This window comes from Actinoalloteichus hoggarensis, assembly GCF_002234535.1.
GTDB lineage: Bacteria > Actinomycetota > Actinomycetes > Mycobacteriales > Pseudonocardiaceae > Actinoalloteichus_A > Actinoalloteichus_A hoggarensis.
Window position 1 is genome coordinate 1,507,377 of the sequence record NZ_CP022521.1, and the last position, 13,734, is coordinate 1,521,110.

Consider the following 13,734-nt stretch of genomic DNA (forward strand, 5'->3'; position numbering starts at 1 on the left):
GAACGGCCGGTTTCCGCAGCGCCGGCCGCCCCGAGTAGCGTTGCCGAAGCATTCGCACGTCGTTGAGCCAGGCGCGAGGAGCAAGCAGAGTGAGCACGCCGTTCTGGGGCCCGGACTTCGGTGCCCTCCAGTCCACTGATCCGGAGATCGCCGACGTCGTCCTGGGTGAGTTGAGCCGGCTGCGCGGCGGCCTCCAGCTCATCGCCAGCGAGAACCTGACCAGCCCGGCCGTCCTGGCCGCGCTCGGGTCGACGCTGTCGAACAAGTACGCGGAGGGCTACCCCGGTCGTCGTTACTACGGCGGCTGCGCGGAGGTCGACAAGGCCGAGCTGATCGGCATCGAGCGCGCCAAGGAGCTCTTCGGCGCCGAGCACGTCAACATGCAGCCGCACTCCGGCGCCAGTGCGAACATCGCCGCCTACGCCGCGTTCGCGAAGCCGGGCGACACCATTCTCGCGATGGACCTCAAGCAGGGCGGGCACCTGACCCACGGCGCGAAGGTCAACTTCTCGGGCAAGTGGTTCAACCCGGTCTCCTACAGCGTCCGCAAGGACACCGAGCTGATCGACTACGACCAGGTCCGGGACCTGGCGAGGGAGCACCAGCCGAAGATCATCATCGCAGGCGCCACCGCGTACCCCCGGCTGATCGACTTCGCCGCGTTCCGCGAGATCGCCGACGAGGTCGGCGCCATCCTGATGGTCGACGCCGCCCACTTCATCGGCCTGGTGGCGGGCAAGGCCATCCCCTCGCCGGTGCCCTACGCCGACGTCGTCACCTTCAGCACGCACAAGGTCCTGCGCGGGCCGCGCGGCGGCATGATCCTGAGCCGCGAGGAGCACGCGAAGGCCATCGACAAGGCCGTCTTCCCGTTCAACCAGGGCGGCCCGCTGATGCACTCGATCGCGGGCAAGGCGGTGGCGCTCAAGGAGGCGGCCACCCCGGAGTACGAGGCCTACGCCGCCCAGGTCGTCACCAACGCGGGCGCGCTGGCCAAGTCTTTGGAGGACGAGGGGATGCGGGCCGTCTCCGGCGGCACCGACACCCATCTCGCCCTGATCGACCTGCGTGGTCTCGGTGTGACGGGCGCCCAGGCCGAGGCGCGGGCGGACGCCGCGAACATCACGCTGAACAAGAACGCGATCCCGTACGACCCCGAGAAGCCGATGACGGCCTCGGGCATCCGGGTCGGCTCCCCGTCGGTCACCACTCAGGGCATGGTCGAGGCCGACATGGTGCGGATCGGCTCGCTGATCGCCCGTGCGGTGCGGGCCGAGCCGGGAACGCAGGCCGGCGACGCCGAGCTGGCCGAGGTCGCCGCCGCGGTCGGTGAACTCGTCGCCGCCCACCCCGCCTACCCGCGCCCCGCCTGAGCTGACAAGGAAGTTCCGTGGGCGTTCCGTCCGCTTTCGTCCCAGTGGGACTGCCTGTTCGGGAATACCTGCTGGTCTGCCTGACGGCGGCGGCGGTGACCTTCCTGATCACCGGGGTGATCCGGCTCTTCGCCATCAAGGTCGGCGCGGTCGCCCATCCTCGGCAACGTGACGTGCACGTCAAGCCGATGCCGAGGATGGGCGGGATCGCCATCTTCATCGGCGTCCTCGCCGGAATGCTGCTCGCCTTCCGGCTGCCCGTGCTCAGCCGCGCCTTCGAGTACTCCAACGACATCATCGCGGTGATCGTGGCGGGCGCGGTGATCGTGATGATCGGCGGACTCGACGACCGCTTCGAGCTCGACTCGCTCACCAAGCTCGCCGGGCAGGTCACCGCGGCGGGAATCCTGGTGCTCTACGGCGTCCAGTGGTTCTTCTTCTGGGTGCCGTGGGGCGGCGTCGACGGCGGCGTCGGCTCGCTGCTGTCGCTCAGTGACAACCAGGGCGGCGTGCTGACCGTCCTGCTCGCGGTGGCGATGATCAACGCGATGAACTTCGTCGACGGTCTCGACGGACTCGCGGCGGGCATCGGACTGATCTCCGCGTTGGCGATCTGGGCCTTCTCGATGACCCTGCTCGAAGACGTCGTCGCCTATCCGCCCGCGTTGATCGCCGCGACGCTGGCGGGCGGCTGCCTGGGATTCCTGCCCTACAACTTCCAACCGGCGAAGCTGTTCATGGGAGATTCGGGGTCGATGCTGATCGGCCTGATGCTCGTGGCGGCCAGCACGACCGCGTCGGGTCGCATCGACTACTCGCGCTACGGCGGCTCCGACGCGCTGGCGCTGCTCTCGCCGCTGGTGGTGGTGGCGGCGGTGCTGTTCCTGCCGATGCTCGACCTCATCATGGCGGTGATCCGGCGGACGCGGCGCGGGCAGAGCCCGTTCAGCGCCGACAAGATGCACCTGCATCACCGGCTGTTGGAGATCGGCCATTCGCAGCGCCGCGCGGTGCTGCTCATCTATCTGTGGGCGGCCGTGCTGGCCTTCGGCGCCGTGGCGTTGACGCTGTTCGAGCCGGTCGTGGTCGGCTGGGGCATGGGGGCGGCGTTGATCGTCGTGATCACCACGTCGGCGATCCCGAGGCTGCGGGCCCGCCGACGGGAGCGGACCCAGGCGGGCTGAGGACCGCCGAGCGGCCGGCGGGGCCGTCGGCCGCAGGTCGGAGTGTGTCAAACGCGGGGGCGCGCGAGCCGATGTTCGCCTGAAGTTCGTCCGATGTTCCACCTCCGGTGTCGGGTCGGTCGGCGGTCCTGCCCGGCCGGGTCCCCGTCTCGGGCTCACCCGGCCGTGCCGCCGCGAGATTGGGCGGGCCTGGCACCCAGTAGACGACCCGACCGATTCGGCGGTCCGGTCCGCCGTCGACCCGGGAGCGGCGTCGGTGCTGGTCAACGGCCTGGCGACGGTCCGAGAACCCGTTGGCGGCGGCCGGAATCCGCCACTCTCGCCCCACCGTCGGCGCCACCGCCGCCGGGCCTGTCCGGCCCGCGACGGGCGGCGAGGCCGGGCCGGGGGTGCGGGGCCGGTGGGCGTATTGGGCACAATGGGTGAATGACCGCACGAAAGAGGAGCCTCCGGTGACCGCTGTCTCCACGACGGAAGCGATGCGCTCCGCGCTGCGACAGGCGTCGTTCGCGGCACTGATCCTCGCGCTGCCCGCCGTGGGCATCGGCTGGCTCGTCGCCGATCTGCCCGGCGTCTGGGGCGCGGTGCTGGGCGTCGCGATCGCCGCGGGCTTCCTGCTGGTCACGCTGGTGGCGACCCTCGCGACGGCCAACGCCTCCCCGGTGGCCATGGCCGCCGCCGTCCTCGGCTCCTGGGGCGGGAAGATGGTGGTGCTCTTCGTGGTGCTGTTCCTCATCCGCGACCAGGAGTTCTATTCGCGCGGTGTGTTGTTCGCCGTCCTGGTGGTGACGGTGATCGGCATCCTGGCCGTGCAGACGCGGGTACTGCTCCGAGCGAAGACCCTGTATGTCGAACCGAACCCATCGAGTGCCGCGAAGGCCACCGAAGGTGACGAAATGGACGTGACCGGCGTCTCTCCAACGGGTGACAGGAGCGCCTGACCACCGGGGTTGGGTCAGCGTGATGACCCTGGTGTTCGGGGTTCCGGCAGCCGATTGGTAGTGTTCGCCTCAGGACGAGATCGAACGGACATTCTCCCCAAATGGGTGAGGGCACCTGTTCGGTCCGTCACCTACGTCCGTATCGCAGCCGCGATGTCCGGATCACGCAGGTCCACCATGGACGCGCTTCAGGCCGAGGCTTCGTGCCTGTGCTCCAGCATGGCCACGGTGTGCCCCATCAACGACGTCCGTTTCGGCCGGGCTGGATCGACAGCCGGCTCCGACCAGGGAGACCACACTGAACGCGCAAGTGTTGGCCGCCACGCTGGCCGCAGGCGGAGCGCCCGAGTTCCACGCGCCGGGCCTGGAGGAGTTCTACCCCGCTGCGGTCCTGTTCGAAGGCACCATCTTCGAGATCAACCGCATCATGCTGATCCGCCTGCTCGTGGTGCTGGCGTTGTCGCTGTTCTTCATCTTCGCGCTGCGCAGGACCAGGCTGGTGCCGCGCGGCCTGCAGAACTTCGCCGAGTGGTGCCTGGACTTCGTCCGGCTGCAGATCGCCGAGGAGATCCTCGGCAAGGTCCAGGGACGCCGGTTCCTTCCGGTGCTGATGATCTTGTTCTTCGGCATCTTCGGCATGAACATCACCGGTGTCATCCCGTTCCTCAACATCGGTGCCACCAGTCTCATCGGCTTCCCACTGGTGATGGCCCTCTTCGTCTGGGTGGTCTTCATCGTCGCGGGCATCAAGGCTCAGGGCGGCGGCGCCTTCCTGAAGAACACCGTGATGCCGCCCGGGGTCCCGGGGTGGATGGCGCCGATCATGATCCCGATCGAGTTCGCCTCGGCCTTCGTGGTCCGGCCGTTCTCGCTCACGGTGCGGCTCCTGGCGAACATGCTCGCCGGCCACATCATCCTGGTGCTGTTCTTCTCAGCCACCCATTTTTTGTTCTTCGAGGCGGGCTCCGCCTTGATCGCGCCTGCCGGCCTGCTCACCCTGACCATGGGTTTCGCGTTCACCCTCTTCGAGATCATGGTCGCCGTCCTGCAGGCCTACATCTTCACTCTGCTCGCCGCGGTCTACATCGATCTCTCGCAGCACGCCGAGCACTAAGAGCGGGCAGCGTCAGAGCGGAGTCAGGAACGACCTCTCGACAGGACTGTCGAGAGGCCAAAGGAAAGGGAAGACAGGAAAGTGGACATCCTCGCGCAGTCGGTCGACATCCTCGCCCAGACGACCGAAGGTCAGGCCGGCATCACCGGAAACATCGCGACCATCGGCTACGGCCTCGCGACGCTCGGCCCGGCCCTCGGTATCGGCATCCTGGTCGGGAAGACCGTCGAGAGCATGGCCCGTCAGCCCGAGATCGCGGGCCAGCTGCGTACCACCATGATCCTCGGTATCGCCTTCGTCGAGCTGCTCGGCCTGCTCGGCCTGGTCGCGGGCATCCTCTTCGGCGGCCTCGGCTGAGCCGACACTCAACGAGTTAGGTGACCAACGTGGCTATTGACGCAGTGCTGGCGGAGGCGCAGAACCCGCTCCTGCCTGCCTCGTACGACATCATCTGGTCCCTGGTCTGCTTCGTCGCCATCGCCTTCCTCTTCTGGAAGTACGTGATGCCCCGCTTCGGCGCCCTGCTCGACGAGCGCGCGGCCAAGATCGAGGGCGGCATCGCCAAGGCGGAGGCCGCACAGGCCGAGGCCGCGGAGCTGCTGGAGCAGTACAAGGCCCAGCTCGCCGAGGCGCGTTCCGAGGCGGCCCGGATTCGGGACGACGCTCGAGCCGAAGGCGAGCAGATCGTCGAGGAGATGCGGCAGCGTGCTCAGGAGGAGTCCGCCCGCATCCTCGCGCAGGGGCAGCTTCAGCTCGACGCGCAGCGGGCGCAGATCGTCACGGAGCTCCGGGGCGACCTGGGGCGCATCGCGGTCGACCTGGCCGGACGAGTGGTCGGCGAATCCCTGGAGGACGAGGCCCGGCAGCGCGGGACCGTCGACCGGTTCCTCGACGAGCTGGACTCCGTGTCGGCGCCGGCCAAGTCGTGAACGAATGCCGTGAGCAGCGCACGCGCCAGCTCAAGATGAGGACGGTGAGATTGCGGTGACCACACTCAACGCCGCGAGTCGAGACGCCTTCGCCGAAGCCGAGCGACGGCTGTTCGCCGAACTCGACGGCACGACCGCCGAGGTGGCGGCCGGGCTGGGCGAGGACCTGAGTGCGGTGGCTCGGCTGCTCGGCCGGGAGACCGGCCTGCGGAGGGCGGTCGGGGACCCGTCCGCCGACTCCGCTACCCGCGAGGGTCTCGTCCGGGCGGTGCTCGGCGAGAAGGTCGGTGAGCGGGCTTTCGCGGTGCTGGCCGCCGCGGTCACCGCTCGCTGGTCCAGCCCGCGTGAGCTGGTCCACGGCATCGTGCTGCTCGGCCGGACCGCGTTGCTGATCAGCGCCGAGAAGGACGGGCGTCTCGACGCGGTGGAGGACGAGCTCTTCCGGCTCGGGCGCATCGTGGCGAGCAGGCCGGATCTCGAACAGCTGCTGAGCGATCCGGCGGGCAACGTCGGCGGTAAGACCGCGCTGGTCCGCGGCCTGCTGGCCGACAAGGTCGAGTCCGTGACCCTGTCGCTGGTGGAAGACCTGCTACACCGCCTGCGCGGCGGTGACGTGGTCGAGGAGATCGACGAGCTCGCCGGTGCGGCTGCCGCCCGGCGAGAGCGTTCGGTCGCCTACGTGCGGACCGCCGTGCCTCTCACCGAGGCGCAGCAGACCAGGCTGGCCGCGACGCTGACCCGAATCTATGCACGTCAGGTGGCTTTGCACCTGGAGGTGGACCCGACGGTGGGCGGTGGACTGCTGATCCGAGTCGGCGACGAGGTGATCGACGGCACCGCCGCGGGGCGGCTGGCCGCACTCGGTCGTCGGCTCGCGGGCTGACCACGACGCCTCGATCACGACCCACCGCACACCCGACAATGCCTGAGAGCCTGTCTTTGATCCCTCTCCGTCGTGAGCGGGGATCGGCGTGGACGAGCTGCAAGGCGGAGGAGTGAGCCATAGCGGAGCTATGGTGACCGACGACAACGCCGCAGATCGCCACGCTGGCCCCGCGCGACAGGAATGCGGGATCGAGGACAGGCTCATAGAACGAAGCGAGAGCAGGAACGACATGGCGGAGCTGACGATCTCGTCGGACGAGATCCGCAGTGCGATCGAGAAGTACGTCTCCAGCTACTCCCCGGAGGTCAACCGGGAAGAGGTCGGCGTCGTCGTCGACACCAGCGATGGCATCGCCCATGTCGAGGGCCTGCCCTCGGCGATGACCAACGAGCTGCTGGAGTTCCCCGGCGGCGTGCTCGGCGTGGCGCTGAACCTGGAGGCCAGGGAGATCGGCGCGGTCATCCTCGGTGACTACGACACCATCGAGGAGGGCCAGGAGGTCAAGCGGACCGGGCAGGTGCTGTCCGTTCCCGTGGGTGACAACTTCCTCGGTCGGGTCATCGACCCGCTGGGCGCCCCCATCGACGGACTCGGTGAGATCGTCGCCGAGACCACTCGTCCGCTGGAGCTGCAGGCCGCCTCGGTCGTGCAGCGGCAGCCGGTCGGCGAGCCGATGCAGACCGGCATCAAGGCCATCGACGCGATCACGCCGATCGGCCGCGGCCAGCGACAGCTGATCATCGGCGACCGTAAGACCGGCAAGACCACGGTCTGCGTCGACACGATCATCAACCAGAAGGCCAACTGGGCGACCGGCGACCCGACGCAGCAGGTGCGCTGCATCTACGTCGCGATCGGGCAGAAGGGCTCCACCATCGCGGGCGTCAAGGCCGCGCTGGAGGAGGCGGGCGCGCTGGAGTACACCACCATCGTCGCCGCCCCCGCCTCGGACTCGGCGGGCTTCAAGTGGATCGCCCCGTACGTCGGCTCGGCGCTCGGTCAGCACTGGATGTACCAGGGCAAGCACGTCCTGATCGTCTTCGACGACCTGACCAAGCAGGCGGAGGCCTACCGCGCCATCTCGCTGCTGCTGCGTCGCCCGCCGGGCCGCGAGGCCTACCCCGGTGACGTGTTCTACCTGCACTCGCGGCTGCTGGAGCGGTGCGCGAAGCTCTCCGACGAGCTGGGCGCGGGCTCGATGACCGGTCTGCCGATCATCGAGACCAAGGCCAACGACGTGTCGGCCTACATCCCGACCAACGTCATCTCCATCACCGACGGACAGGTGTTCCTGGAGTCCGACCTGTTCAACGCAGGTCAGCGACCCGCCATCAACGTCGGTGTGTCGGTCTCCCGAGTCGGCGGCGCCGCGCAGACCAAGGCGATGAAGTCGGTCGTCGGCACCCTGCGGATCGACCTGTCGCAGTTCCGCGAGCTGGAGGCCTTCGCGGCCTTCGCCTCCGACCTCGACGCCTCCTCCAAGGCACAGCTCGACCGGGGTTCGCGCCTCATGGAGCTGCTGCGGCAGGACGCCTACTCGCCGGTGCCGGTCGCCGAGCAGATCGTCTCGATCTACGCGGGCACCAAGGGCTACCTCGACTCGGTGCCGATCGCGGACGTGCGTCGCTTCGAGTCGGAGCTGCACGACTTCCTCCGCCGCAGGCACGAGGGCATCCTGAGCGAGATCTTCGAGACCAAGAAGCTCTCCTCGGAGAACGAGGAGCGGCTCGCCACGGCGATCAACGAGTTCAAGGAGCAGTTCACCGCCTCCGACGGCTCGTCGGTCGTGGTGCGCGAGGCCGAGGCCGAGGCGATGGACGCCGACAACGTCGGTCAGGAATCCGTGAAGGTTCACCGACCGGCTCCGGCCAAGAAGTGACGTGGTGACGGATGGCTGCCCAGATACGTGAGCTGCGTCAGCGGATTCGCTCGACGCAGGCGATGAGGAAGATCACGAAGGCGCAGGAGCTGATCGCCACCTCGCGGATCAGCAAGGCTCAGGCGCGAGTCCAGGCCGCCCGTCCCTACTCCGACGAGATCACCAGTGTGCTGTCCGCCCTCGCGGGCGCCGCGACGCTCGATCACCCGATGCTGGTCGAGCGCAAGCAGCCCAAGCGGGCGGGCGTGCTGGTGATCACCAGCGATCGGGGTCTGTGCGGCGGATACAACGCCAACGTGATCCGGGCGGCGGAGGAGTTGCAGTCCCTGCTCCGGGAGCAGGGCAAGACCCCGGTGCTGTACGTGGTCGGCCGCAAGGGACTGCGGTACTTCACCTTCCGCGGCCGTGAGATCGCGGGCTCGTGGACCGGCTTCTCCGAGCGGCCCGAGTACACCGACGCGGCCAAGGCGGGCAACACCCTCGTCGAGGCGTTCCTGGCAGGCGCGGACGACGAGGGCGATTCGGCGGGCTCCGACGGCGTGCTCGGCGTGGACGAGATGCACATCGTCTACACCGAGTTCCGGTCGATGCTCACCCAGCGGCCGGTGGCCCACCGGCTGGCGCCGCTGGAGGTCGAGTACGTCGAGGAGACGGATGCCTCCACGGCTCCGCCTCCCGCGTACGAGTTCGAGCCGGATGCCGAGACGCTGATGGACGCCCTGCTGCCGAAGTACGTCAACACGCGGCTGTTCGCCGCGATGCTGGAGGCGGCGGCGTCGGAGTCGGCGGCACGCCGGACGGCGATGAAGGCCGCTACCGACAACGCCAATGAGCTGATCACAGCGTTGTCGACGCAGGCCAACCAGGCTCGCCAGGCCCAGATCACCCAGGAGATCAGCGAGATCGTCGGTGGCGTTGACGCGCTCGCCGCGGCAGGAAGTGATGAGTGAGATGACGGCTGCTACCGCTGTTGGCACCGGTCGCGTCGTCCGGGTGATCGGCCCGGTCGTCGACGTCGAGTTCCCCCGTGGCGAGGTGCCCGCCCTGTTCAACGCTCTGAAGGTCGAGATCGACTTCGAGCAGATGAAGAAGACCGTGACGCTCGAGGTCGCGCAGCACCTCGGCGACAACATGGTCCGCACGATCTCGATGCAGCAGGCCGACGGTCTGGTCCGAGGCGCTCCGGTGCGCGACACCGGCGCGGCCATCTCGGTTCCGGTCGGCGATGCGGTCAAGGGCCACGTGTTCAACGCGCTCGGCGAGTGCCTGGACAAGCCCGGCCACGCCGACGACGCCGAGCGCTGGGGCATCCACCGCAAGCCCCCGGCCTTCGACCAGCTCGAGGGCAAGACCGAGGTGCTGGTCACCGGCGTCAAGGTGATCGACCTGCTGACCCCGTACGTCAAGGGCGGCAAGATCGGCCTGTTCGGTGGTGCCGGTGTCGGCAAGACGGTGCTCATCCAGGAGATGATCACCCGTATCGCCCGGAACTTCGGCGGCACCTCGGTGTTCGCGGGAGTCGGCGAGCGGACCCGTGAGGGCACCGACCTCTTCCTGGAGATGGAGGAGATGGGCGTTCTTCCGGACACCGCGCTGGTGTTCGGCCAGATGGACGAGCCGCCCGGCACCCGTATGCGGGTCGCCCTGTCCGGCCTGACCATGGCGGAGTACTTCCGGGACGTCCAGAACCAGGACGTGCTGCTGTTCATCGACAACATCTTCCGGTTCACCCAGGCGGGTTCGGAGGTGTCCACCCTGCTGGGCCGGATGCCCTCGGCCGTGGGTTACCAGCCGACGCTGGCCGACGAGATGGGTGAGCTGCAGGAGCGGATCACCTCGACGCGGGGTCGCTCGATCACCTCGATGCAGGCGATCTACGTGCCCGCGGACGACTACACCGACCCGGCCCCGGCGACGACCTTCGCCCACCTGGACGCGACCACGGAGCTGTCCCGGCCGATCTCGCAGAAGGGCATCTACCCGGCGGTCGACCCGCTGACGTCCTCCTCGCGGATCCTGGACCCGTCGGTGGTCGGCGACGAGCACTACCGGGTCGCGCAGGAGGTCAAGCGGATCCTGCAGAAGAACAAGGAGCTGCAGGACATCATCGCGATCCTCGGTCTGGACGAGCTGTCCGAGGAGGACCGCCTGACGGTCAACCGCGCTCGCCGCATCGAGCGGTTCCTGTCGCAGAACTTCTTCGTCGCGCAGAAGTTCACCGGCCAGGAGGGGTCCTTCGTCGAGACGAAGGACACCATCGAGGCCTTCGACAAGATCGCCAAGGGCGAGTACGACCACGTCCCGGAGCAGGCCTTCCTCTCCATCGGTGGCCTGGAGGACCTGGAGCGCAGGCACAAGGAGCTCACCAAGTAAGCCGAGCCCCACGCGCACCGCGCCGCGGACTGAGACGGGTCGGACTCCCAGTGGGAGTCCGGCCCGTTCGTCGTTGTCGAGGAGGCGTCGGCGGGCTGAGCACGACCGGATCACGTTCGACCCGGCCGGTCCGCGGGCGTCGCCGCCAGTCGGGTCAGTCCGCCAGTTCGACCACGGCCACCCGTCCTTCGGCGTCGGTCACCTCGACCTGAACGGCCGTGTCGGGCAGCAGGGCCGCGCCCCACTCGGTGTGCACGTCCCGCCACGGCGACTCGGGGCTGTCGCGGTACCGCAGCTCGGCCTGGTAGCTGAAGACCGCCCACCCCTGGTCGTCGGGCATGCGCACCCGCACCGGCAACGGGGAGTCCGTCGGCGTCCGCCCGGCATGGACGATCTCCACGACCCGGTCCTGGTCGCGGATCGTGGCGTAGAGGTGCGCTCGTTCCGAGTTGTGCATCAGTTCCCCGACATAGGCCCGCCTGCCGTCGGGGAGGTTGACGTCCAGCGCGAACAGCGTCAGCGGACGGGGCGAGTAATCCGGGGCGATGGCGCCGGCCTCGTGGAGCGCCTCGTCGAAGGCGTGCATGACGTCCATCCCGTTCTCGGACACCGTGTCGCCCTCCGCGTCGACACGAAGCGTGAGGCCCTGTGGTCCGGACTCGGGAGCCCAGCCCTGTTGGAGTCTGCCGCCGGCCGGGGGGCTGTCCCAGCCTTCGTGATGGGGGGCGTCTCCGTCGACGGCGAGCCACGGTCGGATGACGAACTGCGGCGGAGGGTGACCGTCTCCCCCCGGGTGCGTCGACAAGAGCAGATCCGCTGGCTGGAGGTCGGGTTGCAGCTCGGTCAGGGCGAGGCCCTCGGTGAGGGGCAGTTCATCCCAGTCCCGCGGTTCGGGAATGCCGGAGTGCTCGTCGATCGCGAACTCGACTGAGACGTAGAGCGGATCCGTAGGAGACACGGCGAGCAGCGTCGGTCGATCGGGTCCGAGGAGGAGCGCCAGCGGGTCGCCGTACTCGGGGTTCGTCCGCAGGACCTCCAGACCGCCGTCGTCCGACGTGGCCAGGACACCGGAGAGGACCTCGTATCCGTCCTCCCACCAGAAGTCCTGCACGACCACCGCGACGGGACCCGACGCGGTGTCCGACGCCACGACGACGTTCGGCTCGCCCTCGCCTGCGGGGACCGAGTGCTCGGGGTACGGAAGGTCCTGCCCCCAGGCCTCGATCACCTCGTCGAGAAAGGCCTGGTCGTCCCGCAGATCGCCTCGGGTGGGCGCCGCGAGCCAGTGGCGTGCCGGATGATTCTCGCCTGGGTTCACGCCGGAGTGCGGGGAGTCCGCAGGCCCGAGGTCGGTGCCGTCGGTGTTCCGGAGCAGCGTGGGCAGGAGACCTGCGGTCGACAGCGCCACGACCGTCGTCGCCGCGGCGAGCAGCCGTCCCGCGCGCCTGCGGCGGCGTCCGCCCGCCATGACTCGGTCGGTGAAGGCCGGGCTCGGCGTGATCTCGCCTGCGGCGTCCGCCAACGCGTCCTTCACGGATTCCTGATCGGTCATCTCCGGACCTCCTCCTGGGTGTGGGCGGCTGATCGTGGGTAGGCGTCTCGCAGCATCGCCAGACCGCGTGCCGCCTGGCTCTTGACCGTTCCGGGGCGGCAGCTCAGGGCTCGAGCGATGTCCGCCTCGCTCATGTCGTCGAAATACCGCAGGACGATCACGGCGCGGGCTCGCGGCGGCAGCGTGCGCAGGGCTCGCAGCAGCTCATCCCGCTGGGTGACGGACTCCTCCGGACCGGCCTGCGGGGGGTGGATGCGCTCCTCCCACGGCGCCTCCGCTACCCGCCGGGACAGCCGCCGCCACCGGTTCGCGGCGGTGTTCGCCAGCGCCGCCCTGGCATAGGCGGTGGGAGCCCCGGTGATGCGGCGCCAGCGGACGAACATGCGCTCCAGGACGTCTTGGAGCAGGTCCTCGGCAGCCCCCTTGTCCCCGCCGCAGAGCAGGTAGGCCGTGCGTAACAGCTCTCCTGATCGATGTATGACGAAGTCCTCGAACTCCGCCTCGGTTCGTCTCACTCATCACTCCTCGTTCGGTCGGTGAACGTCACAGGTAGAGACACCGGGAGGGGGGAGAAGGTTGGAAGTCCGTTGTCTAGACTGCGGGGAGGCAGCCGACGAAGGAGATGCGTGTGGCAGAGATGTCCGTCCAGCTTGTCGCGGTAGAGCGCCGTCTCTGGTCGGGTACGGCGAGCTTCGTCGTGGCCCGGACCATCGAGGGCGAGATCGGCATCCTGCCCAACCACGAACCGCTGCTGGCCCAGCTCGCCGAGGGCGGCCTGGTCCGCATCACCACCACGGACGGCGAGGTCGTCTCCGCCGCGGTGCACGGCGGCTTCCTGTCGGTCACCGGTGACGGGGTGAGCGTGCTCGCCGAGGACGCCGACCTGGGCGGCGAGGTGAACGTGGACGAGGCGCGCGCCGATCTGGAGAGTGCGGACTCCGACATCCGGAGCCGAGCCAGGGCGAGGCTGCGGGCAGCCGGACAGGCGGCCTGAGCCCAGCGCGACGGGGACGGGGGCCGAGCCGTGTGGGTCGTCGAGGCCGTCGGAGTGGGCCTGTTCGCTGCCGCGCTGGTACTGGGCTTACTCGTACTCCGCAGGATCAGGCTGCTGCGTCGAGCGGGCGGCATCGACGTGGCGCTGCGCACGCGGCTGGAGGACAGCCCGCGCGGCTGGCATCTGGGGGTCGGCCACTATCGCGGGGACGACTTCCTCTGGTTTCGGGTCCTGAGCCTGCGCTCCGGCCCTGACCAGGTGGTGCGCCGCACCGGTCTGGAGATCTCCAGTCGCCGGGCACCGTCCGCCCCGGAGGCCTATGCGATGCCCGTCGGGTCGACGGTGCTGCGTTGCGAGGGTGCCGACCGCGAGATCGAGCTGGCCATGACGCAGGACGCGCTGACCGGCTTCCTCTCCTGGCTGGAGTCGGCGCCGCCCGGCCACAGCGTCCCCTGGGCGTCCTGAGCCGACGTCCTCGCCTGGACCGGGGGCGCCGCGCTGGACGGGGC

14 protein-coding genes are annotated in these 13,734 nt (G+C 69.0%); 12 read left to right on the forward strand and 2 right to left on the reverse strand.

All coding sequences use genetic code 11. The features are described 5' to 3' along the window. Nucleotides 1-89 precede the first annotated feature (89 nt). The 10 genes from AHOG_RS06780 (at nt 90) to atpD (ending at nt 10,679) form a co-directional block, all read left to right on the forward strand. Nucleotides 90-1,373 (forward strand): serine hydroxymethyltransferase, encoded by a 1,284-nt coding sequence (locus AHOG_RS06780; RefSeq protein ID WP_093940585.1) that lies wholly within the window; start codon nt 90-92, stop codon nt 1,371-1,373. A 17-nt stretch (nt 1,374-1,390) separates the two neighbouring features. Then, nucleotides 1,391-2,557, forward strand: a complete 1,167-nt coding sequence (locus AHOG_RS06785) for a glycosyltransferase family 4 protein (RefSeq protein ID WP_093940586.1) — start codon at nt 1,391-1,393, stop codon at nt 2,555-2,557. Between the two features lie 452 nt (nt 2,558-3,009). Continuing rightward, complete coding sequence (locus AHOG_RS06790) at nt 3,010-3,498, forward strand: Cg1360 family ATP-synthase-associated protein (protein ID WP_157736691.1); 489 nt, start codon at nt 3,010-3,012, stop codon at nt 3,496-3,498. Between the two features lie 310 nt (nt 3,499-3,808). Continuing rightward, nucleotides 3,809-4,612, forward strand: coding sequence for a F0F1 ATP synthase subunit A (atpB, locus tag AHOG_RS06795; RefSeq protein ID WP_093940588.1), 804 nt, complete (start codon nt 3,809-3,811; stop codon nt 4,610-4,612). Between the two features lie 81 nt (nt 4,613-4,693). After that, complete coding sequence (atpE, locus tag AHOG_RS06800; RefSeq protein ID WP_245856601.1) at nt 4,694-4,969, forward strand: ATP synthase F0 subunit C; 276 nt, start codon at nt 4,694-4,696, stop codon at nt 4,967-4,969. Between the two features lie 29 nt (nt 4,970-4,998). Further along, on the forward strand, nt 4,999-5,541 hold the full coding sequence (locus tag AHOG_RS06805) for a F0F1 ATP synthase subunit B (protein WP_245856602.1): 543 nt from the start codon (nt 4,999-5,001) through the stop codon (nt 5,539-5,541). Between the two features lie 55 nt (nt 5,542-5,596). After that, nucleotides 5,597-6,424, forward strand: a complete 828-nt coding sequence (locus AHOG_RS06810) for a F0F1 ATP synthase subunit delta (protein ID WP_093940590.1) — start codon at nt 5,597-5,599, stop codon at nt 6,422-6,424. Between the two features lie 232 nt (nt 6,425-6,656). Beyond that, on the forward strand, nt 6,657-8,306 hold the full coding sequence (atpA, locus tag AHOG_RS06815; protein WP_093944227.1) for a F0F1 ATP synthase subunit alpha: 1,650 nt from the start codon (nt 6,657-6,659) through the stop codon (nt 8,304-8,306). A gap of 11 nt (nt 8,307-8,317) precedes the next feature. Beyond that, nucleotides 8,318-9,256, forward strand: coding sequence for a F0F1 ATP synthase subunit gamma (locus AHOG_RS06820; RefSeq protein ID WP_093940591.1), 939 nt, complete (start codon nt 8,318-8,320; stop codon nt 9,254-9,256). 1 nt (nt 9,257) lies between these two features. Then, complete coding sequence (atpD, locus tag AHOG_RS06825; RefSeq protein WP_093940592.1) at nt 9,258-10,679, forward strand: F0F1 ATP synthase subunit beta; 1,422 nt, start codon at nt 9,258-9,260, stop codon at nt 10,677-10,679. Between the two features lie 154 nt (nt 10,680-10,833). On the opposite strand, the gene AHOG_RS06830 is transcribed toward atpD, so the two are convergent. Further along, nucleotides 10,834-12,231, reverse strand: coding sequence for a hypothetical protein (locus AHOG_RS06830; RefSeq protein WP_093940593.1), 1,398 nt, complete (start codon nt 12,229-12,231; stop codon nt 10,834-10,836). Beyond that, complete coding sequence (locus AHOG_RS06835; protein WP_093940594.1) at nt 12,228-12,746, reverse strand: SigE family RNA polymerase sigma factor; 519 nt, start codon at nt 12,744-12,746, stop codon at nt 12,228-12,230. The genes AHOG_RS06830 and AHOG_RS06835 overlap by 4 nt, the downstream gene beginning before the upstream one ends. A gap of 113 nt (nt 12,747-12,859) precedes the next feature. On the opposite strand from AHOG_RS06835, the gene AHOG_RS06840 reads away from it, so the two are divergent. After that, nucleotides 12,860-13,225 carry a F0F1 ATP synthase subunit epsilon gene (locus AHOG_RS06840; RefSeq protein ID WP_093944228.1) on the forward strand — a complete coding sequence of 122 codons (366 nt, stop codon included), beginning with the start codon at nt 12,860-12,862 and terminating at the stop codon, nt 13,223-13,225. Nucleotides 13,226-13,279: 54 nt separating this feature from the next. Beyond that, complete coding sequence (locus tag AHOG_RS06845) at nt 13,280-13,690, forward strand: DUF2550 domain-containing protein (protein WP_093944229.1); 411 nt, start codon at nt 13,280-13,282, stop codon at nt 13,688-13,690. Nucleotides 13,691-13,734: the final 44 nt, after the last annotated feature.

Excerpts from the sequence above, each read along its gene's own strand:
- atpA (WP_093944227.1), top strand. The coding sequence starts at position 6,657 with ATGGCGGAGCTGACGATCTCGTCGGACGAGATCCGCAGTGCGATCGAG.
- AHOG_RS06820 (WP_093940591.1), top strand. The coding sequence starts at position 8,318 with ATGGCTGCCCAGATACGTGAGCTGCGTCAGCGGATTCGCTCGACGCAG.
- atpD (WP_093940592.1), top strand. The coding sequence starts at position 9,258 with ATGACGGCTGCTACCGCTGTTGGCACCGGTCGCGTCGTCCGGGTGATC.
- AHOG_RS06830 (WP_093940593.1), bottom strand. The coding sequence starts at position 12,231 with ATGACCGATCAGGAATCCGTGAAGGACGCGTTGGCGGACGCCGCAGGC.